This window comes from Streptomyces carminius (assembly GCF_002794255.1).
GTDB classification, from domain to species: Bacteria; Actinomycetota; Actinomycetes; order Streptomycetales; family Streptomycetaceae; genus Streptomyces; species Streptomyces carminius.
This window is the reverse complement of the sequence record NZ_PGGW01000069.1, coordinates 625,130-649,918: the sequence shown is the minus strand read 5'-3', so window position 1 is coordinate 649,918 and position 24,789 is coordinate 625,130. Positions and strand designations below refer to the sequence as shown.

Here is a 24,789-nt window from a genome sequence, read left to right as displayed (position 1 = left end):
TTTCATTCCGTGGGGACGGGATTTTCTTTCACGGTCCCCCTCGCGGAGGACCGGCTCTGGGGCCGCCGAAGCGGCGGGAGGAAGGGCAGCCGCGCGGGTGTGTCGTGCAGCGCGGCGCCCAGGGCGAGCAGGCATCCGGCGGTCCCGGTCGCCAGGTCCATCGACAGACGCATCATCTGCTCGCCGGGGAAGGCCAGTTGTCCTCGGTAGGGCACGGCCCCCCAGGTCATCGAGTCGATCTGGCGGCGCAGGTCGGCGTCCTGGGTGCCGGGACCCCCGACCGTGGTGCGGGCCAGGTGCAGGACCATGCCGGCCGCGCCGCGGAACAGCGCGGGCTGGGCGTAGAACTTCGCCTGGGCCGCCCTGACGATGTCGCGCCGCGCCTGTTCGAACCGCTCGTCGGTGCGGTGGGCGGCGTAGTCGTCCAGCACCATGCCGATGCCGACGCTGCCGGCGCCCAGGTAGGGCATGGTGCGCCAGCCCTCGTCGACCTGGAGTCCGCCGCCGATGCCCGTGACGCAGCAGTCCAGGTCGCGGCGGAGTGCTTCGGCGGCGAGGTCCAGCAGTGCGCTGTCGCCGGTGCGCTCGTACAGCCGCAGGAAGAGCAGGGCCTGGCCGGCCGAGCCGTACAGCAGTCCGGCGCGGGGAGAGCCCTTGGTGACGGGCAGTTTCCGCGGTCCGCTCCGTTCGGCCTTGTCGGCGACGAGCCGGGCGCAGCGCAGGGCCGCGTCGTGCAGGGCGCTCTCGCCGGTGGCGGCGGCCAGGGAGTCCAGGGCCAGGCCGATGCCGGCCAGGCCACTGTGCAGGTCGGGGGCGATGTCCGCCCAGGGCTGGCCGACGACCGTCTCGGCGAGTTTCAGGGCGCGGTCGGGGTGCCCGAACCGCTCCAGGGCCCAGGCGACGCCGGACAGGCCGTCGTAGAAGCCCAGCGGGGTGCCGGAGGCCGGCTGCTCGGTCTGCCGCAGCAGCCACTCCTCGGCCTGGGCGGGCCGCTCGGCGCCGGTCTCGGACAGGGCGTAGAGCACGCCGGCCGCGCCGTGGGCGAGGCAGACGCCGCCGCCGGGGGCGAACTGGGCGATGTCGCCGGGGAACAGCCGGTCGGTGCGCTCGGGGGTGGCCGAGGCGAGCACGGCGCGGACCATCGAGTCGCGGCTGCGCGGCCAGTCGGCGGGGTGCACGGGGAGGTAGTCCTCCCCGGGGCCGTCCGCGGTGGCACCCGCCGTCCCCTCCTGGACCGTTTCCCGAGCCGCTTCCCCGGCCGCGCCGTCCGGAGCGGCCCCGACGGGTTCCGGGCCCGGCCACCCCCGGGTTATCTCCTCGACGGCCGTATCGAGGAACTCGCGCGGTACGGGGAACTCCCGGGCCGCGATCCGGGCCAGGTGCGCGGCCTTGCCCCGGTCCACCGCGAACAGGCTGGTGAGCGGGAGGAAGAGGGCGATGCGCAGACAGGCCAGGGCGTAGCGGTCCACGTCGAAGCCCCTGCGGTCGGCCGGGGCGACGAAGCCGGGGTTGGCGACGGTCTGGCGGCGGCCCTCGTCGATGTGGGCGGCGGCCTCGAAGTCCAGCAGCACCACAGAGGACTCGTCCTCGGCGACCATGATGTTGAACAGGTGCAGGTCGTTGAAGACGATGCCGCGCCCGTGGATGGCCTCGACGGCCTCCTCCACCAGCCGGTGCATGCGCAGCGCCCAGCCGGTGTACTCGGCGAGCCGCTCGGGTCCCGGATCGGCCTCGATCAGCGGGTGGCGGCGGGCGAAGAAGCCGTTGAGCGGCTTGCCCTCGATGTACTGGAGCACCAGGAACCAGTGGTCGCCCAGGCTGAACCAGTCGCGCACCTCGGGGGTGCAGGGCAGTCCGGAGAGCTGCTCCAGGGCCTCCTTCTCGCGCCGCAGCCGGGTCACCGCGTCGGCTCCGTCGGCGGCCAGGCCGGCGTGCGGGCGGCCCTCCTTGAGGACGACCTTCTCGCCGGTGCGGGTGTCGGTGCCGACGTAGACGCCGCCGCCGTTGGAGAAGTGCAGGGCCTTCTCGATGCGGTACGGGATGGAGCCGAGCTTCGTGGCGTTGCGCGCCGCCAGGTGCGGCCCCAGGAAGTCGGGCAGGGTGATCCAGTCCGGGACGTGGAAGGACGGCTCCCGGCGGTCGGGCACCAGCCGGCCCCCGGCGTCCTCGACGGCGGGCCGCAGCTCGCCGTCCGCGCCGTAGCAGTGCCGTTCGGTGAAGCTGCCGTAGCGCAGGTACACCGGGCCGTTCCCCCAGCGCAGGTCGCTGAGGATGTACGGGCCCGGCTCGCCGGCCAGCAGCTCGTCCAGGTCCTCGGCGATGGTGCGGCACTGCTCGTCGTCGGCCGGGTAGACGGTGACGAACTTCCCGCTGCCGGCCCGCTCGGCGTACTTGGCGTTGCGGTTGTGCAGCAGGTAGCGGCTGGGCACGAACTTGAAGGCGATGCCGCGGGGCACGCAGTAGTCCCAGACCTTCTCCGCGATCCGCTCGGCGTTGTCCAGGCAGGCGGAGACGTGGATCTTCCAGCCCTGGTAGGGGAGCTTCGCGTCCAGCGGGCGGAAGGCCAGCCAGTCCCCGGAGCGGTGGCTCTGCCAGCCCTCGGGAACGGGGCGGCGGGCGGTCTCGTAGCCGCCGGCGCGGCCGTTGTCGTCGGAGATGCGGTGAGGGGCGTCGTAGAAACGACGGTCCGCGTCGCAGAAGACGGCGTACCCCTTGCTCATCTCATCTCCTTCGTCCGTCTCGTCCGGTCGGCTTGCCCGGTCGGTCCGTCCGGCTTCACCGGCGGCGACTGACTTCGACTCTTCCACGGGGCCGGAGGGCGCAACAGTCACAGCTGTCACGAGTCGGCTGTGAAGAACTCACGAGTAACCGAGGCCGGCGGGAAGGGAGTCGGCACCGGGGCCGCGGAACGGCGCCGGCCCGCGCCGCCGTGCGGCGGCGCGGGCCGGCCGGAGCGCGCGCCAGGTCACCTGCCCGTCTGCAGGGCCTCCCAGGTGCGGGGGCCGACGGTGCCGTCCACGGCCAGTCCGCGGCCGCGCTGGTAGTCGCGGACGGCGGCGGCGGTGAGCGGCCCGAAGACGCCGTCGATGTCCACGGTGCGGCCGAGGGCGGCGGTCAGCGCGCGCTGGAGCCGCTCGACGGCCGGGCCGGAGGCGCCCTGCCGCAGGGTGGGCGTGGCCCCGGCCGACAGCAGGGCCGTCCAGGTGCGGGGGCCGACGACGCCGTCGGCGGTCAGTCCGCGGTTGGCCTGGAAGGCCCGTACGGCGGCGGCGGTGACGGGGCCGAACACGCCGTCCGCCTCCCCCGGGTCGAAGCCGTGGTCGTCCAGCAGCTGCTGGGCGGCCCGCACCTGTTCGCCGGTGGAGCCGGACCGCAGGGTGTCGTAGGAACCGAAGCTCAGCCGGGCGGGGGCGGCGGCGCCGTCGTCGCGGACCAGCCGCATGTAGCGGTTCCAGTCCCAGTTGGGGCCGGGGTCGGTGTGGGTGTTGCCGGGCACCTCGTGGTGGCCGACGATGTGGGCCCGGTCCCGGGGGATGTCGTAGCGGTCGGTCAGATGGCGGGTGAGCGCGGCCGAGGAGCGGTACATCGCGTCGGTGAACCACGCCGGGTCGTCGACGTAGCCCTCGTGCTCGATGCCGACGGAGTAGGGGTTCCCCGACCGGGCGTGCCAGGCGGTGTCGCGGTCGCGGACCGTCTGGGTGACCTCGCCGTCGGAGGAGCGGACCACGTAGTGGGCGCTGACCTCGGCCTCGGGGTTCCGGAACCAGGAGATGGTCCCGGCGTACGTGCCCTGGGTGACATGGACGACGACATGGGTGATCGGCGCCGAGCGGCCGGCGGCGTAGTTGTCCGGGTGGGCCGCCGCCCAGCGCGCGGGCGGGTAGTCGGCGCTGAGGAGGGCCGTGGTGTCGGGGGTGGTCGGGGCGTCCGGGGCGTCCGCCGGGCGGGCGGCGGAGGGCACGGGACCGGCGGCCGGGCGGACCTCCGCGTAGCGGCCCCGCTCGGGCTCGGCCTCGCGCGGCCCCACGGTGACCCGTTCGCCCTCCGGGGTGAGCGCGCTGAAGCCGGCGGAGAGGAATTCGTAGACGGCGTCGGCGTACAGCCGGGCCGTACCGGGATCGGAGGCGCCGCCGTAGCGGGCCACCGCCGGGTACCAGGCGCCCGCGTCACGGCGTTCGGCGGCGTCCAGGTCCAGTTCGTCGGCGTAGGAGCGCAGTACGGCGGCGGCGCCGCGGACGTTGGCCGCGGTGTCCTCGCGCAGTTCGGCCTCGGATTCGCCGGTCAGTACGGCGGCCTCCGCCAGGGTGCGGTGCACGGGGTTGTCGGTCAGGTGCATCACCCCGTAGCCGTTCGCGTGGCTGGGCTCGCCGCCGTGGCCGTCGAGGCGGGTCTCCCCGTAGCCGACCGCGACCAGCAGGTCCCGTGGGACCTGGTACTCCTCGGCGGCGCGGTCGAAGGCCCGGCTCACCGGGGCGTGCGGGGCACCTCCGGCGGAGTCCGCCGGGGCGGCGCCCGCCGGGGGTGCCATGGCGAGCAGCGCCGCGGTGGCCAGGGCGCCGAGGACGGGCGCTCCCGGCCACCGCCGGGCCGTGGGACGTCTGGGCATTCTTCCTCCCGGTGGGCATGTGCGCGGGGGTGAGCAGTGGCTGCTCGCTCACGCCCGTGGTCGGCAGGAACTTCTATCCGCAAGGCATGGCCACGTCAAGAAAGTGCCGGAGGTTTCCACCGGCTTTCACCCGCCTGCCACAGGAATTCCGCACCAGCGCCGGAAAACCCTGGCCGAAAATCGATCCGCTCCCCGTCCACCCGCCGCCACCTGCGCATACACCTCCACGGCCCGGCCGTCCGCGCCCCGGTCGGCACCGGAGCGCGGAAGGGTGACGCACCGACACCGCGGGCGTCAATGAACCACCGGCGGACTTCCGGGAATTCACCGCCCCGCCCGCGGGACAGAACGGAACGGAAACGTCGTCACGCGCGCCGGTCCGCGTTTCGGCCGCCTTCCGGCCACCGGTCCGGCCACCGGTCCGGCCGCCCGCGGACACGCTCTCGCGGACGCGCCGCCCGGCGCCCCCTCCCCGCGTCGCGGCCGGGCGCGCCCCGGATGTGATCCCGCTCCCAGCCTCGGGGAATCCCGCGTCCGCCCGTTAGAGTGACCCGACGAACGTCATGTGCCCGAACGGGGGAAGCCGGTGCGAATCCGGCGCTGACCCGCAACCGTGAGCACGGCGGACATCCCGTCCCGCCGTACGAGCCGGAGCACCCGCCCGGGCACGAGCAGGCTCCCGGAGCCGTCGAACGCACCCGTCACGGGGTGGAGGCGGCGGCCCCGGTCCGGCACCGTCGAGGAATACGGAGCCGAGCCCGGTGTGCCCCGTGCGGCGAGCGCGGCCGGCTTCCGTGCCCGGTTGCGTCCGGCCTGTCGCCCACGAGAAAGGCACCACACCGCCATGCCACTGTCCCCGCGCCGCACCGCCGCGGTCCTGGCCGTCTCCGCCGCGCTCTGCGCGTCGGCGGCCGCCGGGACTCCGGCGTCCGCCGACGAGTCACCGTCCGCGTCGGCCCCGGCGCGGCCGGACCCGCCGGCCGCGCTGTACGGGAAGGGCGACCCCCAGTACGACGGCGTCTGGCGCCAGTCCGTCGCCCTGCTGGCCCAGGACACGGCCGGAGTGGAACCCGCCGCGAGCGCGGTGGAGTGGCTGACCGGGCAGCAGTGCGAGGACGGTTCCTTCGCCTCCTACCGTCCCGACCCCGCCGAGCCGTGCACCTCCAAGACCACCGCCGACACCAACGCCACTGCCGTCGCCGTCCAGGCGCTGGCCGCGCTCGGCGGCCACGAGGAGCGGGTGACCAGGGCGGTGGAGTGGCTGCGGCTGGTCCAGAACGACGACGGCGGCTGGGGTTACAACCCCGGCGGCGCCAGCGACGCCAACTCCGTCTCCGTGGTGATCGGCGCCCTGGCGGCGGCGGACGAGGACCCGGCGAAGGTGCTCTCGGCCGGGGACCGCAACTCGCCCTACGACGCCCTGCTGGGCTTCCGGCTCGGCTGCGAGGAGGCGGAGCCGGACGAGCGCGGCGCCTTCGCCTTCCAGCCCGAGGACGGCCGGCTGCACGCCAACGACGACGCCACCGCCGCCGCCGTCCTGGCCGCGCTGGGCGGGGACCTGACCGTCGAGCCGGACGACGGCGGAAGCGGCGCCGGTGCCGAGCCCCCGCGGTGCGGCGCGGACGGCACCCCCACCCCGGCCGAGGCCGCCGCGGGCGGCGCCGCCTACCTGGAGAGGGTGCTGAGCGAGAACGGCGGCCATCTGCTGTCCGCCATGCCCGGCGCCGAGGCGCAGCCGGACTACGGCAACACCGCCGACGCCGTGCTCGCCCTGGCCGCGGTCGACCGGCGGGAGACGGCGGAGAAGTCCCTGGCCTGGCTGACGGAGAACGCCCCGCGGTGGGACAGGTTCGACGACAGCCCGGCCGCCCTGGGCCAGCTGGTGCTGGCCACCCATGCCGTCGGCGGCGATCCGCGCGACTTCGGCGGCACCGACCTGGTCGAGCTCCTGAACGCCACCGGTCCGGCCCCGGCGGAGGACGACGGGAAGGGCGCGAAGGGCGGCGGCGGGGACGGTGACGGCGGCTACGCCGCCGTCGCGGCGGCGGGTGCCGCGCTCCTGGCCGCCCTCGCGGCGCTGCTGGTGATGCTCGTCCGGCACCGGAGGCGGTCGAGGTGACCGCGCCGCGCCGCCCGTTGCCCGGTGCCGTCCTGCTGGGCGCGCTGCTCGCCGCCGTCCTGGCGGCGGTCGGCGCGGCGCCCGCGCACGCCGCGGGATACCGCTACTGGTCCTTCTGGGAGCACGACGGACGGCAGTGGACGTACGCCACCCAGGGCCCGGGCACGCTCCGGCCCGCGGACGGTGACGTGCTGGGCTTCCGGTTCGCCGTCGGTGAGGACTCCGCCGACGTCGACCGGCCCCGCGGTGCGTCCTCCTTCGCGGCGATCTGCGGGCGCACCGACCCCGCGCCGGGCACCAAGCGGATCGCGCTGAGCGTCGACTTCGGCACCCCGGCCGACGCTCCCTCGGGCGAGAGTCCGCCGAAGGGCCGTACCGCCTGCGCGCGCGTACCCGGGGACGGCACCGCCGCCGACGCGCTGGCCGCCGTGCTGAAGCCGCTGCGGTACGACTCGGGGTCCCTGCTGTGCGCCGTCGCGGGCTATCCGCGCACGGGCTGCGGCGAGCAGGTCCCGGACGCCGCGCCGGACAAGGGCGGGGAGCGCGCCGGCGGGCAGGAGTCCGCCGGGAAGTCCGGCGGGGGCGGCGACCGGTCCGGTGAGGACTCCGGCGGTCCCGCCGCGGGGCTGGCCGCGGGTGCCGCCGTGGTGGCCCTCCTCGGTGCCGCCGCCGTCCGGCAGGCCCGCCGGCGCCGGTCATGACCACCCGCCCGGCCCCGTCCGCCGTGTTCTCCGCCGCGCGCGCCGCCCTGCGCGCCCCCCGGGCGGACCGGGCGGGCGCCCTGCACGCGGGGGCGTGGTGGCTGTGGGCGCTCGGACTGGCCGCGGCCGCCTCCCGGACCACCAATCCGCTGCTGCTGGCCCTGCTGGCCGCCGTCACCGGCTACGTCGTCGCCGCCCGCCGCACCGACGCCCCCTGGGCGCGCGGCTACCAGGCCTTCCTCAAGCTCGCGCTGCTGGTGCTGGCCGTCCGGCTGGTGTTCGCCACCGTCCTGGGCTCCCCGATCCCCGGCAGCACCGTGCTGTTCACCCTCCCCGAGGTCCCGCTGCCCGACTGGGCGCAGGGGGTGCGGATCGGCGGCCGGGTGACGGCCGAGGGTCTGGCGTTCGCCCTGTACGACGCCCTGCGGCTGGCCACCCTGCTGGTGTGCCTGGGCGCCGCCAACGCCCTGGCCAGTCCCGCCCGGCTGCTGAAGTCGCTGCCCGCCGCGCTGTACGAGGCGGGGATGGCGGTGGTGGTGGCGATGACGTTCGCCCCCCAGCTGATCGCCGACGTCCGGCGGCTGCGCGCCGCCCGCCGGCTGCGCGGCCGGGACGACAAGGGGATCGGCGCGCTGCTGCGCATCGGCCTGCCGGTGCTGGAGGGGGCGCTGGAACGGTCGGTGGCGCTGGCCGCCGCGATGGACGCGCGCGGCTACGGCCGTACCGCGCGGGTGCCGGCCGCCGTACGCCGCACCACCGCCGCCCTCACCGTCGGCGGGCTGCTGGGCGTGTGCGCCGGTGTGTACGGGCTGCTGGCCGCCGAGGGCGGGGCGTACGGGCTGCCGGTGCTGCTCGGCGGGCTGGCCGCGGCGCTCGGCGGGCTGTGGCTGGGCGGACGCCGCTCGGTGCGCAGCCGGTACCGGCCCGACCGCTGGGGGGTGCGCGCCTGGCTGGTGTCCGGCTCCGGCGCGGTGGTCGCCGCGGCCATGGTCCGGGCGGGCGCCGCCGATCCGGCGGCACTGCACCCGTCGGTGGTCCCGCTGACCGCGCCGGAGCTGCCGCTGTGGCCCGCGGCGGCCGTGCTGGCCGGGCTGCTCCCGGCCGTCGTGGCACCCGTACCGCAGGGGCCCTCCGGCGGTACGTCCGGAGGCCGTACCGGCACCGCCGCCGACGCCGACAGTGCCGGCAGTGCCGGCAGCACCGACAGCGAGTCCCGAACCGACACCGGCGCCGCGGCCGGTCCCCGTCGCAGCGGGGAGCCGCCGCGGGCGGAGGAGACGAACCGCTCATGATCCGCTTCGACCAGGTCTCCGTCACCTACGAGGACGCCGCCGCGCCCGCCCTGCACGGGGTGGACCTCACCGTCGAGGAGGGCGAACTGATGCTGCTCGTCGGCCCGTCCGGCAGCGGCAAGTCCACCCTGCTGAGCGCCGTCTCCGGGCTGGTGCCGCACTTCACCGGCGGCACCCTGCACGGCCGGGTGACCGTGGCCGGCCGCGACACCCGCGAGCACCGGCCGCGCGAACTGGCCGACGTGGTCGGCACGGTCGGGCAGGACCCGCGGTCCCACTTCGTCACCGACACCGTCGAGGACGAGCTCGCCTACGGCATGGAGTGCCTGGGCCTGTCCCCCGACACCATGCGCCGCCGGGTCGAGGAGACCCTCGACCTGCTGGGGCTGGCCGAGCTGCGCGACCGCCCCGTCGCCACCCTCTCCGGCGGGCAGACGCAGCGGGTCGCCATCGGCTCGGTGCTCACCGCCCACCCGAGGGTGCTGGTGCTGGACGAGCCGACCTCCGCGCTCGACCCGGCCGCCGCCGAGGAGGTGCTGGCCGTGCTCCAGCGGCTGGTCCACGACCTGGGCACCACCGTGCTGCTGGCCGAGCACCGGCTGGAGCGCGTGGTGCAGTACGCGGACCGGGTGCTGCTGCTGCCCGGGGCGGGCGCCGCGCCCGTGCTCGGCGAGCCCGCCGAGGTGATGGCGCTCTCCCCGGTCCATCCGCCGGTCGTCGCCCTGGGGCGGCTGGCCGGCTGGTCCCCGCTGCCGCTGTCGGTACGGGACGCGCGCCGGCGGGCGGCCGGGCTGCGGGAGCGGCTGGCGCCGCTCGTCCCGCCCGGGACCGCCGTCCCCGGCACGTCCGGCACGTCCGGCGGCGCCGCCGCGCGGGGCGGGCCGCTGGCCGAGGTCTCCTCGCTCGCCGTGCACCGGGGCCGGGTCCCGGCCCTGCGGAAGGTGGACCTGACAGTGCGGCCGGGCGAGACCGTCGCGCTGATGGGCCGCAACGGCGCGGGCAAGTCGACCCTGCTGGGCGCTCTGGTGGGGCTGCACGAACCGGCCCGCGGCCGGGTGCGGCTGGGCGGCGGCACCGGGAGTTCCGGCGGCTCCGGGGGCGGGGTGGCACCGCACCGCACCAAGCCCTCCGAACTGCTGCGCCACGCCGGGCTCGTTCCGCAGGACCCGCGCGATCTGCTGTACGCGGACACCGTCGCCGCCGAGTGCGCGGGCGCCGACCGGGACGCGGGCGCCGAACCGGGCACCTGCCGCGCCCTGGTGTCCGCCCTGCTGCCGGACGTGCCCGGCACCGCGCACCCGCGCGACCTGTCGGAGGGCCAGCGGCTCACCCTCGCCCTGGCCGTCGTCCTGACCGCCGCCCCGCCGCTGCTGCTCCTGGACGAGCCGACCCGCGGCCTGGACTACGCGGCCAAGGAACGGCTGACCGGGATGCTGCGTGCCCTGGCGGCGGACGGCCACGCCGTCGTGCTGGCCACCCATGACGTCGAGCTGGCCGCCGAACTCGCCGACCGGGTGGTCGTCCTGGCCGACGGCGAGGTGGTGGCGGACGGTCCGGCGGCCGAGGTCGTCACCTCCTCCCCCGCCTTCGCCCCGCAGACCGCCAAGGTCCTCGCCCCGCAGCGCTGGCTCACGGTCGGACAGGTGCGCACGGCCCTGGACGGGCCGGAGGAGCCGGAAGGGCCGGAAGGGCCGGCAGAGGACCGGACACCGGAAGGACCCCGGGAGACGGAGGTACGCGGATGAGCGGCACCGGCCGGGACCCCGGCCGCCGGACGGGGTCCGGTTCCCGGGACGCCGCCGGACCGCCGCGCCCGGGCAGCGGTCCGGAGCGGGCCGGCCGCGCGGGCCGCCCCGCCGCGTCGGAGCCGGAGGCACCCGGACAAGTCGGCACGGAGCACCCGGTGCCGGATTCCGGCGCCGGGCGGGGTCCGGACCCGGACCCCGGCACCGGTGCCGGCACCGGTGCCGCGCCCGCGCGGCAGTCCGCGGGTACGGCACGGACCGGGCACCGTCCAGCGGCCGGTACGGCCGGCCGCCGGGTGCGGGCCGTGCGGCTCGGGCCGCGTTCCGCCGTGACCCTCCTTCTCGTGTCGGCCGTCGGCGTCGCCGCCTTCGGGTGGCCGCTGCTGGCCGACTCCGCCTCCGGACTGGCCCACTCCCGCGACGCGCCCTGGCTGTTCGCGGCCCTGCTGCCGCTGCTGCTGGGCGTGGTGGTGGCGGCCGTCTCCGACAGCGACGACGGCACCGGCACCGGGCTGGGTGCCAAGGCCGTCGCGATGCTGGGGGTGCTGGCCGCCGCGGGCGCCGCGCTGCGGCCGCTGGGGGCCGGTACGGCGGGACTTGAGCCGATGTTCTTCCTGATGGTCCTCTCCGGGCGGGTCCTGGGGCCGGGGTTCGGTTTCGTGCTGGGCGCCGTGTCGATGTTCGCCTCCGCGCTGCTGACCGGCGGGGTCGGGCCGTGGCTGCCGTTCCAGATGCTGTCGATGGGCTGGGTGGCGATGGGCGCGGGCCTGCTGCCGGGGCCTCACCGGCTGCGCGGCCGCGGCGAGTTGGCGATGCTGGCCGGGTACGGGGCCGCCGCCTCGGTGCTGTACGGCACGGTGATGAACCTCCAGGGCTGGCCGTACATCGCCGGGCTGGGCACCGGGGTCTCCTTCGTCCCCGGCGATCCGCTCGGCGAGAACCTGGTGCGGTTCGCCGCCTACGTGCTGGCCACCTCGATGGGTTGGGACCTCTCCCGCGCACTGCTGACGGTGGTGCTCACCCTCACGCTGGGCGGCACGGTGCTGCGGGCGCTGCGACGGGCCACCCGGCGGGCGGCGTTCGACGCCCCGGTGTCCTTCACCAGCGCTTCGTTTGCCGGGCACAGGGGCGGCAATCCGGACAGATGACAGCCCGTACAAGGGGACACCCGTGGAAGGCGAGCCATGTCCACAGGTTTGATCATCACGTTGATCGTGGCGGCGGTCGCCGTCCTCGTACTCGCCCTGTACCTGGGCACCAGGCGTAAGGGGCCGCACTCGGTGCGGCGGCGCTTCGGCCCCGAGTACGAGCGGACCGTCGCCCAGCACAACGGCGACACCAAGGCCGCCGAACAGGAGCTGCGGGAGCGGCTGGAGCGACACGGCGACCTGCGCGTGCAGCCGCTGACGCCGCAGGAGCGCGAGCACTACGCCGCCCAGTGGGCCGCCGTGCAGGAGCGGTTCGTCGACGCGCCCGCCGAGGCGGTCGCCGAGGCGGACCGGCTGCTGAGCCGGCTGGCCGAGGCGCGCGGCTTCCCGGGCGACGGATACGACGAGCAGGTCTCCGCGCTCTCGGTGCACCACCCCAAGCGCGTCCAGGGCTACCGCGAGATGCACGCGGTGGCCGTGCTGGGACGCGAGGGCCAGGCCGACACCGAGCGGCAGCGCGAGGCGCTGGTGCACGCCCGCGCCCTGTACGAGGACCTGATGGCGCAGCCCGCCGACGGCGGGACCGGCGACCGGAAGGAGCACGGCGGCGGGCGCACCCGCGACCGGCACGACGGCCACGACGACCGTGACCGGCACGACGGGACCGGCGGAACCGGCGGCGGCCGTGACCGGCACGACGGCGAGCCGCGGCGCTCCGGCCGGCTGACCGAGAAGCTGCACGCCTCCCGGATGCTGCACCGCCACGACACGTCGAAGGGCAACGCATGACCACCACCGACCGCACCCATCGCGTCCAGCACACCGACGGCACCGACCGCACCCACCACCCGGTGGAGCACCGGACCGAGCACCGGAGCGACGGTGCGGACCACCCCGGCTCCGGGCGGGACGACACCAGGCTTCTGCCGCCCGCCGAGCGCGAGGAGTTCCTCCGGCGCATGCACCAGGCCGTGAACGGCTTCGTCGACGAGCCGCGGCGCTCGGTCGAGGAGGCGGACGCCCTGTTCGAGGAGCTCTCCCGCCGTATCAGCGCGCTCGTCGCCGAGCGCCACCACGGCCTGCGCGCCCCCTGGCGCGACGACGAGGCCGCGACGGAGACGGAGGACCTGCGCAACGCCCTGCGGCGGTACCGCGACGCCGCCGAGCGGCTGACGCGGCTGTGAGAGGGACGTACGGCACGAGGGCCGCGGCCCGTCGGTGAGACGGGCCGCGGCCCTCGTGCGTGCCCCGGTACCCCGGTGACGCCGGGCCGGATCGGGGCCGGGCCAGGGCCGGGTCAGGGCCGGGGTGCCGCGGCCTCCTCCGGTGGCGGCCCGGCCGCCACCGCGCCCACCGGTTCCGCCGTCTCCCCGGTCTTCCCCGCCGCCGCGGCCTTCCCCGGCTCCGTCCGGCCGGCCGGCACCGTCCGCCCCGCGCGCTCCGCCGGCCCGGCCGCCGGCTCCGCCGCCGCCCGCCAGGCCGGGCCGTGCCGCTGCCACAGGGCCGCGATGCCCAGGCCCGCGGCGACCACCGCCGCACCGCCCACCGCGTCCAGCAGATAGTGGTTGGCGGTGCCCATCACCACCAGCGTGGTCAGCACCGGGTAGAGCACGCCGAGCGCCCGCAGCCATCTGTTGGGGGTGAGGCGGACGACGACGACCGCGCACCACAGCGACCAGCCGACGTGCAGCGAGGGCATCGCCGCGTACTGGTTGGATATACCGGTCAGCACGCCGAAGTCGGGGTCGTCGAAGTCCTGCGGACCGTGCGCGGTGTCGATGTAGCCCAGGCCGGGCATCAGCCGCGGCGGCGCCAGCGGGTAGAGCCAGAAGCCGACCAGCCCCAGCAGGGTGGCGAACGACAGCGACGTCCGGGCCCAGCGGTAGGTGACCGGGCGGCGTACGTACAGCACCGCGAGCAGGGAGATCGGCACCAGGAAGTGCAGGCTGGTGTAGTAGAGGTTCATGCTCTCCTCCAGCCAGCCCACCTTCACCACGGCGTGGTTCAGCCAGTGCTCGACGTCCAGCCGGAGGGCCTCCTCGGCCGCGAGGACCTGCCGGCCGTGCGATTCGGCCAGCTCGCGCCCGTCCGGCGCCAGGGAGCGGACCAGGGAGTACAGCCAGTAGCCGACCCGGATGAGCAGCAGTTCCAGCATCAGGTTGGGGCGGCTGAACGGCCCGGAGTACTCGGGGCGGTCCCACAGCGGTGAGGTGCGGGAGACGAACGGCAGGACACAGGCCGCCAGCAGGGCGGCGAGCAGCGGGGCGTTCTCGCCGAGCGGGGTGAGCAGCGGCAGGTTGGGGACCAGCGCGACGGGGTCGAGCGTCATCACCAGCACGAGGAAGACCGGCCACACCAGGCGGTCGCCCGAGCGGCGGCCCACCCGGCCGGCCGCGGCCAGCAGGATCCACAGCTGCTGGTGCTGCCAGGCGGCCGGCGAGACGGCGACCGCGGCGCAGCCGACGAGGGCGGCGGCCAGCAGGAGCTGGCCGTCCAGCGCGTAACGGGCCGCCCGGCGCAGCGCCACCACCGCCACCACCGCGGCCAGGGCGACGAACAGCGCGATCTCCAGCGGGCCCCGCAGCCCGAGCCGCAGCAGCAGGCCGTGCAGGGACTGGTTGGCGAGCCCGTCGGCCGGTGCGCCGAGCCCGGCCCCCGCGACATGGTGCACCCAGTACGTCCAGGAGTCGGACGGCATGGCGGCCCAGGCCAGCACCGTGCACCCGGCGAAGACCCCGCCGGCGACGGCCGCCGCCCGGCGCCGTCCGGTCAGCCACAGCAGCGGGGCGAACAGCAGCACGGTGGGCTGGATCGCCGCGGCCAGGCCCACGGCGGCGCCCGCGCCGCGCGGGGCGCGGGCGGCGTACAGCAGGCCGCAGAGCGCCAGCAGCACCGGGATGATGCTGGTCTGGCCCAGGTGGAAGGTGTTGCGCACCGGCACCGACAGCACCAGCAGGCTGATGGCCACCGGCGCGGCGGCCAGCCGCACGGTCCGGCCGGTCACCCAGGGCAGGGCGCGTACCGCCACCACGCCGAGGGCGGCGACCAGCAGCAGGGTGCCGAGGGTCCACGCGACGCCGAGTACCTGCTCGGCGGCGTTCGTCAGGGGTCTGAGCGCCAGCCCGGCGAACGGCGTCCCGGTGAACGTCCCGCCCTCGTAGAGCGGGCCGCTGACCTCCAGGACGCCCCGCTCGCCCGTCCACGCGGCGAGATCGGCGAAGCGCTCCTCCGGTGGCCGGGCCAGCACCGCGACCGCCTGGCGCGCGGCCAGCGCCAGCGCCAGCAGCCAGAGCGCCACCAGCGCCGTACCGCCGTACGATCCCCGGCGCGGCACCCCCGCCACCGCGCGCCTGTCAGTGTCAACCACGCCCCGCTGCCCCCATTTTCGTTTTCCGGTTCCCCGTGTTCCCGTGGTCCGGTGTTCCTGGTATCCGGGGTCCCGCTCTCCGGTCGGAAGGTCCGTGCGCGCGGACGCCGGCGCGACCACGGACGGGCCCCATCATCCATGACGGACCCCCCACACGTCAGACGCGGGACACCCCGCGGTCACCTGAGCGTCGGGCCGCGCGGGCCGTACCGGACGGCAAAGGGCACGATGGGGGCATGAGCATCGTGAAGATCAACGCCCTCACCGTCCCGGCAGACCAGCGGGAAGTCCTGGAGAAGCGGTTCGCCTCCCGGGCCGGGGTGGTGGAGTCCTCGGACGGCTTCGAGTGGTTCGAACTCCTCCGCCCCCTGGAGGGCACCGACCGCTACCTGGTCTACACCCGCTGGCGCGACGAGGCGGCCTTCCAGGCGTGGATGGAGGGACCGATGAAGTCCGCCCACCAGGGCGGGAAAGCCGCCCGGGAAGGCGGACCGGACGGCGGGCGGCGGCCCGGCCCGGCGGCCGCCGACTCCACCGTGTGGACCTTCGAGGTGATCCAGCAGACGGGCCCGAGGCCTAAGGAGGGCTGACTCCCGCCCGCGGGAGGCGGCCGAGTGTGCGCCGTCCGGCCGTCTCCCGCAATCCGGGTGGCCCTATCGGGTGAAAGCGCACCTCCGCGGATTACCCGAACGGCGGCCCGGTACCCGGTGACGGTCCGTTGTGCGCCGGCCCGCCGGGCCGGCGCACGGTTCCCACCGAGGGGGCACTCCCGCCATGAACAACTCCATCGGCATCCACGCCCTGGTCTGGGTCGGCGACTGGAACCGGGAGACGGCCCGCTACGCCATCGAGTCCGCGGCGGCCCGCGGCTACGACCGGATCGAGATCCCGCTGCTCGACGACTGGCACATCGACACCGCCGCGACCCGGGAGCTCCTGTCCGGCAACGGGCTGGCCATGACCGGCAACCTCTTCCTCACCGACGCGAACGACATCACCAGCCACGACCCGGCGACCGTCGCCGCCGGACTGCGGCGGCTGACCGGCGGGGTCGACACCGTCGCCGCGGTCGGCGGCGACCATCTGTGCGGCACCGTCTACAGCAAGCTCGGGCGCTACGACCACGCGCCCACCCCGCAGGGCCGCGCCAACTGCGTGGAGACCCTGCGGCAGGTCGCCGACCACGCCGCCGGACGCGGGGTGCGCATCGGCCTGGAGCTGTGCAACCGCTACGAGACCAACCTGCTCAACACCGCCCGGCAGGCCCTGGAGATCCTCGACGAGATCGACCGGCCGGACACCTGTGTCGTGCACCTCGACACGTACCACATGAACATCGAGGAGAACGGCATGACCGAGCCGGTGCTGGCCTGCGGGGACCGGCTCGGCTACGTGCACATCGGCGAGAGCCACCGGGGCTACCTCGGCACCGGCAGCGTGGACTTCGACGGCTTCTTCGGGGCGCTCGGCCGCATCGGGTACTCCGGGCCGATCACCTTCGAGTCGTTCTCGTCCGCGGTCCTCGCCCCCGAACTCACCGACGCCCTGTGCATCTGGCGCGACCTGTGGACCGACTCGGCCGATCTCGCCCGCCACGCCAGGGAGTTCATCGGACGGCAACTGGTGTCCGCCGGCGGCGACGGGGACCGGCGGCGCACCGGCGGCGGCCCGGTGCCGGCCGGCCGGCACCGGGCCGTCTAGCGCCGGGCCGTCCGGCGCGCACCCCCGGAAGGCGCCGTCCATCCGGCGCGTCCGTCCCACCGACAAGGACAACCGGTCATGCACACCACCCTGCAGAACAGCGGCCCGCAGCGGGACTACACCGTCGTCTTCGACCCGGGTGAAGAGGTCGTCCAGGGGCTGGCGGACTTCGCCCGCCAGGAGGAGCTGGGCCCCGCCTCGTTCGCCGCCATCGGCGGCTTCCACGGGGTCGAGATCGGCTTCTACAACATCGACACCAGGGGCTTCGACCACATCCCGTTCCCGTACGACCAGGCCGAGGTCCTCAGCCTCATCGGCGACATCAGCCCCGGGGAGGACGGCCCCACCGTCCACGGCCACGTCGTCCTGGGCTGCCCCGACGGCGCCGCGCGCGGCGGTCACCTGCTGCGCGGGACGATCCGGCCGATCCTCATCGTGACGGTCGAGGAGATGTCCCACGCCGTCCCCTCGCACCACTGACTCCCCGGCCGCGGACCCCCCGAAGGAGAGAGCACTCATGAGCCTGCACGAGATGGACAGTCAGCAGCACGTCCGGGTCTCCCACGTGCCCGCCGGCGGCGGCCCCGCCTACTGGGTCTACAGCGATCTGGACACCTTCAAGGCCACCGGCGAGGACACCGGGGACACCCTCACCGTGGTGGAGACCGTCATCCTCCCGCACGCCGGGCCGCCGCCGCACATCCACCACCGGGAGAACGAGTTCTTCTACGTGCTGGAGGGCGAGATGGAGGTCCTGGACCGGGACCGGAAGTTCCCCGTCGGCCCCGGGGACTTCGTCAACATGCCCCAGGGCACCCTGCACGCCTTCCGCAACTCCGGGGACACCGACGCCAGGATCCTGCTGCTCTTCGCCCCCGCGGGCTTCGAGAAGTACCTGACCGAGGCCGGTGAGGCGGTGGCGGAGCACAACCGGAACGCCCCCACCGGGGAGACCGACCTGGCGGACGCCCACCGGATCGCCCCCCGGCACGGTCTGGAGTTCGGCGACGCGCCTCCCGGAGTGTGGTGACCGCCATGACCACCTCGGCCTCCCCGGCCTCCGTACGCGGGCGGGACGGCGCGCTGTTCGACCGGGACGCGGTCTCCTTCGGCATCACGCCCACCTGCTGGACCAACGACGACTTCCCCACCGTCGGCGACGACATCCCCTTCGAGCAGTGCGTCAGCGAGATGGCGCTCGCCGGCTTCGAGGGGTGCAGCGTCGGCCACAAGTACCCCACCGATCCGCGCACCCTGCGGCAGGCGCTGGAGCTGCGGGGCCTGCGGGTGTCCGAGCCCTGGTCCAGCACCTACTTCACCGCCGAGGACATGTGGGACCGCACGGTGGCCGCCTTCCGGCGGCAGCTCGACTTCATCAAGGCGGCCGGCGGCGACCGGATCGTCGTGGCGGAGCTCGCCGGGGCCGTCCACCAGCAGCAGGTGGCCCTGGTCGCCAACAAACCGGTCTTCGGCGACAACGCCTGGCACCGGCTGCTGACGGGGCTGGACACGCTCGGCCGGACAGCGGCCGACCAGGGCATGCTGCTGTGCTACCACCACCACATGGGCACCGGGGTGCAGACCCGGGCCGAGGTGGACCGGCTGCTCGCGGGCACCGACCCGGAACTGGTGCACCTGCTGCTGGACACCGGCCACCTCGCCTGGTCCGGGGACGATCCGCTGGAGCTGGTCCGCGACCACGCCGGCCGGATCCGGCACGTCCACCTGAAGGACCTGCGCCGCGACGTCCTGGAGGACTGCCGGCGTCTGGACCCCAGTTTCCGCGACGCCGTGCTGGCGGGGATCTTCACCGTGCCGGGCGACGGGATGCTCGACTTCGGGCCCGTCCTGCGCACCCTGGCCGACGCCGGATACCGGGGCTGGCTGGTCGTCGAGGCCGAGCAGGACCCGGCCAAGGCGCACCCGCTGACCTACGCCAAGAAGGCCCGCGAGTACCTGCACGACCTCACGGGCCTGTGAGCGCCCGGGAGAAGCCCGGAAGAAGGAGACTCCATGGCATACCGACCGATCGAGGACTACGGGCTGATCGGGGACCTGCGCACCGTGGCCCTGGTCTCCCTCGACGGCTCGCTGGACTACCTGTGCCTGCCGGACTTCGACTCGCCGACCGTGTTCGGCGCGCTGCTGGACTCCTCCCGCGGGGGCAGCTTCCGCATCGGCCCGGCCACCGAGGGCGCCCGGCTCAAACAGCTCTACCTGCCCGACACCAACATCCTGCTGACCCGCTTCCTCTCCCCCGAGGGGGTCGGCGAGGTGGTGGACTTCATGCCGGTGGGCGCCGTGCGGCACACCCACGCGGTCGTCCGCCGGGTGAAGGGCGTGCGCGGCCGCTTCCGCTTCGCGCTGCGCTGCGGGCCGCGGTTCGACTACGCGCGGACCGAGCACCGGATCGAGCAGCGCCCGGGCGAGGTGTTCTTCGTCCCCGAGGGCCGGGAGGAATCGGCGCTGCGGCTGCAGACCCCCGTGCCGACCCGGATCGAGAGCGGGGCCGCGAGCGGCACGGGCGGCGCGGGTGACGTCGTCGCCGAGTTCGAGCTGGGGCCGGACCAGACGGCGGACTTCGTCCTGGAGGCCGTGCCGCCGGGCACCGGGACCCCGGCGGCCGGTCCGCGGTGGGCCGAGCGCGCCTTCCGGCACACCTACGCGTTCTGGCGCGACTGGGCGCGGTCCTCCACCTACACGGGGCGCTGGCGCGAGGAGGTGCTGCGGTCGGCCCTGGCGATGAAGCTGCTGACCTCGGTGCGGCACGGCTCCATCGCCGCGGCGGCGACCTTCGGGCTGCCGGAGCTGGTGGGCGGCGAACGCAACTGGGACTACCGCTACACCTGGATCCGGGACGGCTCGCTGACCGCCGCGGCCCTGGTGGGGCTGGGCTTCCACGAGGAGGCCAGGGGATTCGTGCGATGGGTGGAGGAGCGCTACCGGGAGAGCGAGGAGCCGGGCCGGCTGCAGATCATGTACGGCATCGACGGCCGGCACGAACTCGACGAGGAGATCCTGTCCTGTCTGGAGGGCTACCGCGGCTCCAGCCCGGTACGGGTCGGCAACGGCGCCTGGAACCAGCTCCAGCTCGACATCTACGGCGAGTTCCTGCTGCTGGCGGACCTGTACGACGAGCGGGTGGAACCGGTCTCCCACCGGCTCTGGGGCCATCTGCGCGATTCCCTGGAGTGGGTCGCGGCCAACTGGCGCCTGCCGGACGAGGGCATCTGGGAGACCCGGGGCGGGCGCCAGGAGTTCCTGTACGCGCGGCTGATGTGCTGGGTGGCCCTGGACCGCGGGCTGCGCATCGCGCAGCGGCGTTCGCTGCCGGCCCCGCTGGAGAAGTGGCTGGACGTCCGCGACGAGATCCACACCGAGATCCACCGGGTGTTCTGGAACGAGAAGCTGGAGGCGTTCGTCCAGCACCGGGGCAGCTCCACCCTCGACGCCGCGAGCCTGCTGATGCCGGTCGTGGGCTTCGTCTCCCCCGCCGACCCGCACTGGACGGCCACGCTGCGCGCGATCGAGGAGACCCTGGTGGAGGACTCCCTGGTCTACCGGTACCGCACGGACGAGGGGGCCTCGGACGGGCTGAACGGCACCGAGGGCACCTTCTGCATGTGCTCCTACTGGTTCATCCAGTGTCTGGCCATGGCCGGGCAGACGGAGAAGGCCGAGCTGTTCTTCGAGAAGATGCACACCTACGCCAACCACCTGGGGCTGTACGCCGAGGAGATGGACGGCACCGGCCGCAACCTGGGCAACTACCCGCAGGCCTTCACCCACCTGGGGCTGGTCAGCGCCGCGATGTGCCTGGACCGGGCGCTGTCGTACGGGGGCCGCGACCGGATGGCGGCGTGACGCGGCCGGCCCGGTGACCGGCGGCCCCGCGGGCCGGTCAGATCCCGGAGGCCGGCTCACGGGCCAGCTCGCGGAAGCTCTCGGACGTGACGGCCAGCGTCCCGACGAGGGGGTACTCCAGCAGCAGTACCAGGAAGAGGTTGACCGCGACGACCAGGGCCACGCCCGCGACCATGACGTAGTGCAGCCACGGCCGCTCCAGCCCGAACAGCAGGCTGAACAGCAGGGTCACCGCGCTGACCACCACCACCGCCACCCACATGGGCGCCTCCAGATGGGCGGTGCCGGCCTCGTTGTGGCGGTGGCCGCGCAGGACGGACACCCGCATCAGCTGCCCGGTGGCCTCGGACACGTACGCCCGCTCCGCCTCGCTGTCCGGGCGCACCGACCGCACCGCCGCGTGGAGCCGCTCCATCGCCCGGTCCTCGCGGACGGTGTCCCCGGCCTCGCCGGGGGCGTCCGGCCACCACGCGACCACCGCGCGGCCGTACGCCACCGCCGCCGCCGTGATCTCACGCCGCTCCCCGGTCCCGGCCACCGCGGCGCCCTCGGCGACGGAGGCGACGGCGTACGCCTCTTCGGTGACGTCCTGCCTGGCCTCCGCGTAGTTGTCCCACTGGTCGGCGATGGTGAAGCCGGCCGTGACCGCGTACACCACCCCGATCACCGCCACCAGGAAACCCGCGACGTCGTTGTGGTCCTTCGCCCTGGCGGGCGGCAGCACCCTGCGCGTCAGCGCCTGCAGGGTGACGGCCAGCACGGGCAGCCCGCCGAGGATGATCAGCGCCGTCGCCCACAGGGGCAGGTCGGCGATGGCGGAGTAGTACACGGACACCCTCCCGTCGGCCCCGTCGGCCTCCGCCGCAGTCTCCGGGACGCTCCGGGCGGATCCGGCCGGACGGCACGCCCGCCGGGGCGTGCCGCGCCGGGAGGTTCACCCGGACGGCGCAGCCGGCGGGGCGGGCGCTCGCGGGGGGGGGCCGGGGCCGCGGACGCCGGGCCGGGTCAGGGCAGCCGGCCGCCCTGTCCCGCCGTCCGGTGCGTCCCGGCGCGCGGGCAGTCGTCCTCCGCGCCGCCCGTTTCCTCGTTGAGCTCGTGGACGAGCGCGGCCAGGTCGGTGGGCCGGCCGGGCGTCCACCAGTCGCCCAGCAGCTCGGCCAGGCACTCCTCGCGGGCGTCCGCCAGCCGGTCGGCCACCGCCCGGCCGCGGCCGGTGGGCACCAGCGCCAGCCCCTCGCGCCCGGCCAGGCCCCGCGCCTCCAGCTCGCGGGCCGCCTCGGTGATCACCTCCAGCGGCACGGTGCCGCGGTCGGCCAGCAGGGCGGGTTCCACCGAGCCGTACCGGTGGACGCGCAGCAGCATCCAGCAGGACGCGGGTGCCAGGTCCGCCCCGGCCCGCTCGGCCACACGCCGGTACAGGTCGCGCCGTCCCTGCCGGGTGCCGAGCAGGGACAGGACGCGGGCGGCCTCCTCCAGGGAGGAGCGCTCGACGGGGTTGGGCGGTACGACCTCGCTGGGGTCGGGGGACCGCACGCCGGCCCGCAGCGGCTCCTCCGTCAGGAACCAGGCCAGGACGAAGGCCACCAGGACGACGGGCACCGCCCACAGGAAGACGTCCGTGATGGAGTCGGAGTAGACGCCCAGCACCTCCTCCCGCGCCGTCCGGGACAGTTCGCCGACGGCGCGCGGGTCGGCCCGCAGCCCCTCCGGGGTGATCCCGGGCGGCAGCGGTTCGCCCCGCAGGGCGTCGGCCATCCGGTCGGCGAGGGAGCCCGCGAAGAGGGAGCCGAAGACGGAGACGCCGACCGCGGCGCCGATGGAGCGGAAGAAGGTGGCGCCGGCGGTGGCCGCTCCCAGGTGCTCGTAGGGCACGGCGTTCTGCACGGCCAGGACCAGCACCTGCATCACCGGGCCGAGGCCCAGGCCGAAGACGAGGAAGGCCCCGGAGATCCGCCAGTCGGTGCTGTTCTCGTCGAGACCGTGGAGCAGCAGCAGGCCGGCCGCGGTGACGGCGGTGCCCGCGAGGGGGAAGGCCTTCCAGCGGCCGGTGCGGCTGACGATCCGGCCGGAGACGGTGGCGGAGACCAGTACGCCGAGCACCATCGGCAGCAGGTGCACACCGGACATGGTGGGTGAGATCCCGTGGACGACCTGGAGGAAGGTCGGCAGGTAGGCCAGTGCCCCGAACAGCGCGAAGCCGACGACGAAGCCGATCACCGAGCAGATGGTGAAGGTGCGCACCCGGAACAGGCCGGGCGGCAGCACCGGCTCGGCCGCCCGGCGCTCGACGGCCACGAAGGCGGCCAGCAGCACGGCGCCCAGTACGCCCAGCCCGGTCACCGGCGCCGATCCCCACGCCCAGGTGGTGCCGCCGAGCGAGGCGACCAGCACCACGCAGGCGGCGACGGAGGCGATCAGCAGGGTGCCGGAGTAGTCGATGCGGTGCCTCCCGCGGCGGGCGGGGAGGCGCAGGGCCGCCGCGGCGGCGGCCAGGGCCACCGCGCCGACGGGCAGGTTGACGTAGAAGACCCACCGCCAGTCCAGGTGCTCGGTGAGCAGTCCGCCCAGCAAGGGCCCCAGCACGCTGGCCCCGGCGAAGACGCCGCCGAACGCCCCCTGGTAGCGGCCCCGGTCCCGGGGCGGTACGAGGTCGCCGACGATCGCCATCGACAGCACCATCAGACCGCCGCCGCCCAGGCCCTGGACGGCGCGGAAGGCGATCAGCTCGGGCATGTTCCGGGCGAGTCCGCACAGCACGGAACCGGTCAGGAAGACGAGGATCGCGAGCCGGTAGAGCCAGGTGCGCCCGTACTGGTCACCGAGCTTGCCCCACAGCGGGGTCGCCGCGGTGGCGGCCAGCAGATAGGCGGTGATCACCCAGGACAGGTGCTCCAGACCGCCGAGGTCACTGGCGATCGTGGGCAGGGCGGTGGCGACGATCGTCTGGTCGAGCGCGCCGAGCAGCATGCCCAGCAGCAGAGCGCCGATCGCCGGCCACACGGTGCGCCGCGGCCGCCCGGCCCCCGGTCCGGCGGGCGGGGCGGCGGCGGTCGGTGCGTGCTGCGGCATGGACGCCTCCTCACCGGTGTACGGATCCGGGCGCGCACACCGCGGTGCCGGGCGTCCCGGGCGGTTCGCGGGGCGCGTCACCGGGGGCGGGTGCCCAGGGAACGGCGGGCCAAGCAGCGTGCGGCACCATCGCGCGCCGTCCGGCGCGGGGACGCGCCGGTCCTGTCCCGAAGGGCTGAGTCGTCACACAGGAACCGTTGGTAACCTCTGTGACGTTTCGAGAGGTGGCACTTCTGAGGGAGGGGAGCCCCCAGTGGCGGATACGCCGATCTGCCCCATATGCCGGAGGCCTGCCGACGCCTCCGGCCGGGCGACCTGCCGGTGCGCCGAGGTGGAGGTGATGCCCCGGCGGGCGGCCGTACCCGACGAGGGGCCGGATCCGGCCGATCTGGCGATGTTCGAGCGGGCCCGGCGCACGGACGACGACACGGTCGTCCTGCAGGCCGTGGACGGCGCGCCGCGGCACCGGCCCGGGCGCCGCGTGGGCCGCGGCGCGGCGCTGGCCATGGGCGGCGCCGCACTGGCCGTGATCGGTTCCAGCGCGCTCGTCATCGGGATGTTCGCGCAGAACGACGACCCCTTCGACGAGGCCCGCTTCGACAGCCGGACCGCCACCTCGAGCGCCCCGCCGCCCGAGGACGGGCAGGGGGCGGGGGCGAGCCCGTCCGCCGCGCCCTCCTCCGCCCCGCCCTCGCCGTCCTCCTCACCCCCGGCGAGCCCGTCCCGGACTCCCGCCCCGTCCGCCACCCCCACCGCCCGCGACTCCTCCGCCCCGCCCGCCGGACGGGAGTCCCCGGCGGCCTCGCCCTCCGGAGAACCCGGGGAAGGGAACTGGAACGGCGGCGACCACGACTGGTGGGACGACACGGACGGCCGGAACGGCCAGGACGGCCAGGACGACCGGGACGGCCGCGGCGACGAGGAGCAGAGCAGCGGCCAGGAGCCCGTACTGCGCGAGGGCGACACCGGCCCGGAGGTCTACGAGCTGCAGATCCGGCTGCGCCACACCAACGCCTACCAGGGCGACGTGGACGGCGTGTACGACCGCGCGGTCCGCGACGGCGTGGCCCGGTTCCAGGGCTGGTACGGCGTGCGGGGCGACCCCGAGGGCGTGTACGGGCCCCACACCCGGCGGGCTCTGGAGAGGGCCACCGGCGGCGGTCGCTGATCCGGAGGC

Annotated in this window: 19 protein-coding genes and 1 riboswitch; of the genes, 14 read left to right on the top strand and 5 right to left on the bottom strand. The window is 75.2% G+C overall.

Annotation, left to right across the window (positions count from 1 at the left end; all coding sequences use genetic code 11):
* Window positions 1-2 precede the first annotated feature (2 nt).
* Window positions 3-2,720 carry a class III lanthionine synthetase LanKC gene (lanKC, locus tag CUT44_RS29860; protein WP_100205047.1) on the bottom strand — a complete coding sequence of 906 codons (2,718 nt, stop codon included), beginning with the start codon at window positions 2,718-2,720 and terminating at the stop codon, window positions 3-5.
* 245 nt (window positions 2,721-2,965) lie between these two features.
* Window positions 2,966-4,606, bottom strand: a complete 1,641-nt coding sequence (locus CUT44_RS29855) for a peptidoglycan-binding protein (protein WP_100205046.1) — start codon at window positions 4,604-4,606, stop codon at window positions 2,966-2,968.
* Window positions 4,607-5,182: 576 nt separating this feature from the next.
* Window positions 5,183-5,265: riboswitch (cobalamin riboswitch) on the top strand.
* A gap of 191 nt (window positions 5,266-5,456) precedes the next feature.
* Here CUT44_RS29855 and CUT44_RS29850 point away from each other — a divergent pair.
* From CUT44_RS29850 to CUT44_RS29820, 7 genes are all read left to right on the top strand, one after another.
* Window positions 5,457-6,725, top strand: a complete 1,269-nt coding sequence (locus tag CUT44_RS29850; RefSeq protein ID WP_100205293.1) for a prenyltransferase/squalene oxidase repeat-containing protein — start codon at window positions 5,457-5,459, stop codon at window positions 6,723-6,725.
* Window positions 6,722-7,426, top strand: coding sequence for an SCO2322 family protein (locus CUT44_RS29845; protein ID WP_199185883.1), 705 nt, complete (start codon window positions 6,722-6,724; stop codon window positions 7,424-7,426). Before CUT44_RS29850 ends, CUT44_RS29845 begins: the two co-directional genes overlap by 4 nt.
* Complete coding sequence (locus tag CUT44_RS29840; RefSeq protein WP_100205045.1) at window positions 7,423-8,718, top strand: energy-coupling factor transporter transmembrane component T; 1,296 nt, start codon at window positions 7,423-7,425, stop codon at window positions 8,716-8,718. The genes CUT44_RS29845 and CUT44_RS29840 overlap by 4 nt, the downstream gene beginning before the upstream one ends.
* Window positions 8,715-10,463 (top strand): ABC transporter ATP-binding protein, encoded by a 1,749-nt coding sequence (locus CUT44_RS29835; protein WP_100205044.1) that lies wholly within the window; start codon window positions 8,715-8,717, stop codon window positions 10,461-10,463. The genes CUT44_RS29840 and CUT44_RS29835 overlap by 4 nt, the downstream gene beginning before the upstream one ends.
* A gap of 296 nt (window positions 10,464-10,759) precedes the next feature.
* Window positions 10,760-11,611 carry an ECF transporter S component gene (locus CUT44_RS29830; RefSeq protein WP_100205291.1) on the top strand — a complete coding sequence of 284 codons (852 nt, stop codon included), beginning with the start codon at window positions 10,760-10,762 and terminating at the stop codon, window positions 11,609-11,611.
* A 36-nt stretch (window positions 11,612-11,647) separates the two neighbouring features.
* Entirely contained in the window at window positions 11,648-12,400 is a 753-nt protein-coding gene (locus tag CUT44_RS29825) for a hypothetical protein (protein WP_146252325.1), read from the top strand.
* A complete protein-coding gene (locus CUT44_RS29820; protein ID WP_100205042.1) occupies window positions 12,397-12,795 on the top strand; it encodes a hypothetical protein in 399 nt (132 codons plus the stop codon). Before CUT44_RS29825 ends, CUT44_RS29820 begins: the two co-directional genes overlap by 4 nt.
* Window positions 12,796-12,908: 113 nt before the next feature.
* Here the strand turns inward: CUT44_RS29820 and CUT44_RS29815 are convergent, their stop codons facing one another.
* Entirely contained in the window at window positions 12,909-14,978 is a 2,070-nt protein-coding gene (locus tag CUT44_RS29815) for a bifunctional glycosyltransferase 87/phosphatase PAP2 family protein (protein WP_100205041.1), read from the bottom strand.
* A gap of 236 nt (window positions 14,979-15,214) precedes the next feature.
* Here CUT44_RS29815 and CUT44_RS29810 point away from each other — a divergent pair, with 236 nt between their 5' ends.
* The 6 genes from CUT44_RS29810 to CUT44_RS29785 all read left to right on the top strand — a co-directional run bounded on the left by CUT44_RS29810 (window position 15,215) and on the right by CUT44_RS29785 (window position 20,543).
* Window positions 15,215-15,568 carry an antibiotic biosynthesis monooxygenase family protein gene (locus tag CUT44_RS29810; protein WP_100205040.1) on the top strand — a complete coding sequence of 118 codons (354 nt, stop codon included), beginning with the start codon at window positions 15,215-15,217 and terminating at the stop codon, window positions 15,566-15,568.
* Between the two features lie 184 nt (window positions 15,569-15,752).
* Complete coding sequence (locus CUT44_RS29805) at window positions 15,753-16,679, top strand: sugar phosphate isomerase/epimerase family protein (protein WP_100205039.1); 927 nt, start codon at window positions 15,753-15,755, stop codon at window positions 16,677-16,679.
* Window positions 16,680-16,757: 78 nt separating this feature from the next.
* Window positions 16,758-17,159 carry a PPC domain-containing DNA-binding protein gene (locus CUT44_RS29800; protein WP_100205038.1) on the top strand — a complete coding sequence of 134 codons (402 nt, stop codon included), beginning with the start codon at window positions 16,758-16,760 and terminating at the stop codon, window positions 17,157-17,159.
* Window positions 17,160-17,196: 37 nt separating this feature from the next.
* Complete coding sequence (locus CUT44_RS29795; RefSeq protein WP_100205037.1) at window positions 17,197-17,709, top strand: cupin domain-containing protein; 513 nt, start codon at window positions 17,197-17,199, stop codon at window positions 17,707-17,709.
* 5 nt (window positions 17,710-17,714) lie between these two features.
* Complete coding sequence (iolE, locus tag CUT44_RS29790; RefSeq protein WP_100205290.1) at window positions 17,715-18,659, top strand: myo-inosose-2 dehydratase; 945 nt, start codon at window positions 17,715-17,717, stop codon at window positions 18,657-18,659.
* A 33-nt stretch (window positions 18,660-18,692) separates the two neighbouring features.
* Complete coding sequence (locus tag CUT44_RS29785; RefSeq protein ID WP_100205036.1) at window positions 18,693-20,543, top strand: glycoside hydrolase family 15 protein; 1,851 nt, start codon at window positions 18,693-18,695, stop codon at window positions 20,541-20,543.
* Between the two features lie 37 nt (window positions 20,544-20,580).
* Here the strand turns inward: CUT44_RS29785 and CUT44_RS29780 are convergent, their stop codons facing one another.
* Window positions 20,581-21,372, bottom strand: a complete 792-nt coding sequence (locus CUT44_RS29780) for a bestrophin-like domain (protein ID WP_158239691.1) — start codon at window positions 21,370-21,372, stop codon at window positions 20,581-20,583.
* 176 nt (window positions 21,373-21,548) lie between these two features.
* Complete coding sequence (locus CUT44_RS29775; RefSeq protein ID WP_100205034.1) at window positions 21,549-23,612, bottom strand: MDR family MFS transporter; 2,064 nt, start codon at window positions 23,610-23,612, stop codon at window positions 21,549-21,551.
* A gap of 340 nt (window positions 23,613-23,952) precedes the next feature.
* On the opposite strand from CUT44_RS29775, the gene CUT44_RS29770 reads away from it, so the two are divergent.
* A complete protein-coding gene (locus CUT44_RS29770; protein WP_146252324.1) occupies window positions 23,953-24,780 on the top strand; it encodes a peptidoglycan-binding domain-containing protein in 828 nt (275 codons plus the stop codon).
* The last annotated feature ends 9 nt before the right edge of the window (window positions 24,781-24,789 follow it).

Excerpts from the sequence above, each read along its gene's own strand:
- lanKC (WP_100205047.1), bottom strand. The coding sequence starts at position 2,720 with ATGAGCAAGGGGTACGCCGTCTTCTGCGACGCGGACCGTCGTTTCTAC.
- CUT44_RS29855 (WP_100205046.1), bottom strand. The coding sequence starts at position 4,606 with ATGCCCAGACGTCCCACGGCCCGGCGGTGGCCGGGAGCGCCCGTCCTC.
- CUT44_RS29840 (WP_100205045.1), top strand. The coding sequence starts at position 7,423 with ATGACCACCCGCCCGGCCCCGTCCGCCGTGTTCTCCGCCGCGCGCGCC.
- CUT44_RS29835 (WP_100205044.1), top strand. The coding sequence starts at position 8,715 with ATGATCCGCTTCGACCAGGTCTCCGTCACCTACGAGGACGCCGCCGCG.
- CUT44_RS29825 (WP_146252325.1), top strand. The coding sequence starts at position 11,648 with ATGTCCACAGGTTTGATCATCACGTTGATCGTGGCGGCGGTCGCCGTC.
- CUT44_RS29820 (WP_100205042.1), top strand. The coding sequence starts at position 12,397 with ATGACCACCACCGACCGCACCCATCGCGTCCAGCACACCGACGGCACC.
- CUT44_RS29810 (WP_100205040.1), top strand. The coding sequence starts at position 15,215 with ATGAGCATCGTGAAGATCAACGCCCTCACCGTCCCGGCAGACCAGCGG.
- CUT44_RS29805 (WP_100205039.1), top strand. The coding sequence starts at position 15,753 with ATGAACAACTCCATCGGCATCCACGCCCTGGTCTGGGTCGGCGACTGG.
- CUT44_RS29800 (WP_100205038.1), top strand. The coding sequence starts at position 16,758 with ATGCACACCACCCTGCAGAACAGCGGCCCGCAGCGGGACTACACCGTC.
- CUT44_RS29795 (WP_100205037.1), top strand. The coding sequence starts at position 17,197 with ATGAGCCTGCACGAGATGGACAGTCAGCAGCACGTCCGGGTCTCCCAC.
- iolE (WP_100205290.1), top strand. The coding sequence starts at position 17,715 with ATGACCACCTCGGCCTCCCCGGCCTCCGTACGCGGGCGGGACGGCGCG.
- CUT44_RS29785 (WP_100205036.1), top strand. The coding sequence starts at position 18,693 with ATGGCATACCGACCGATCGAGGACTACGGGCTGATCGGGGACCTGCGC.
- CUT44_RS29775 (WP_100205034.1), bottom strand. The coding sequence starts at position 23,612 with ATGCCGCAGCACGCACCGACCGCCGCCGCCCCGCCCGCCGGACCGGGG.
- CUT44_RS29770 (WP_146252324.1), top strand. The coding sequence starts at position 23,953 with ATGCCCCGGCGGGCGGCCGTACCCGACGAGGGGCCGGATCCGGCCGAT.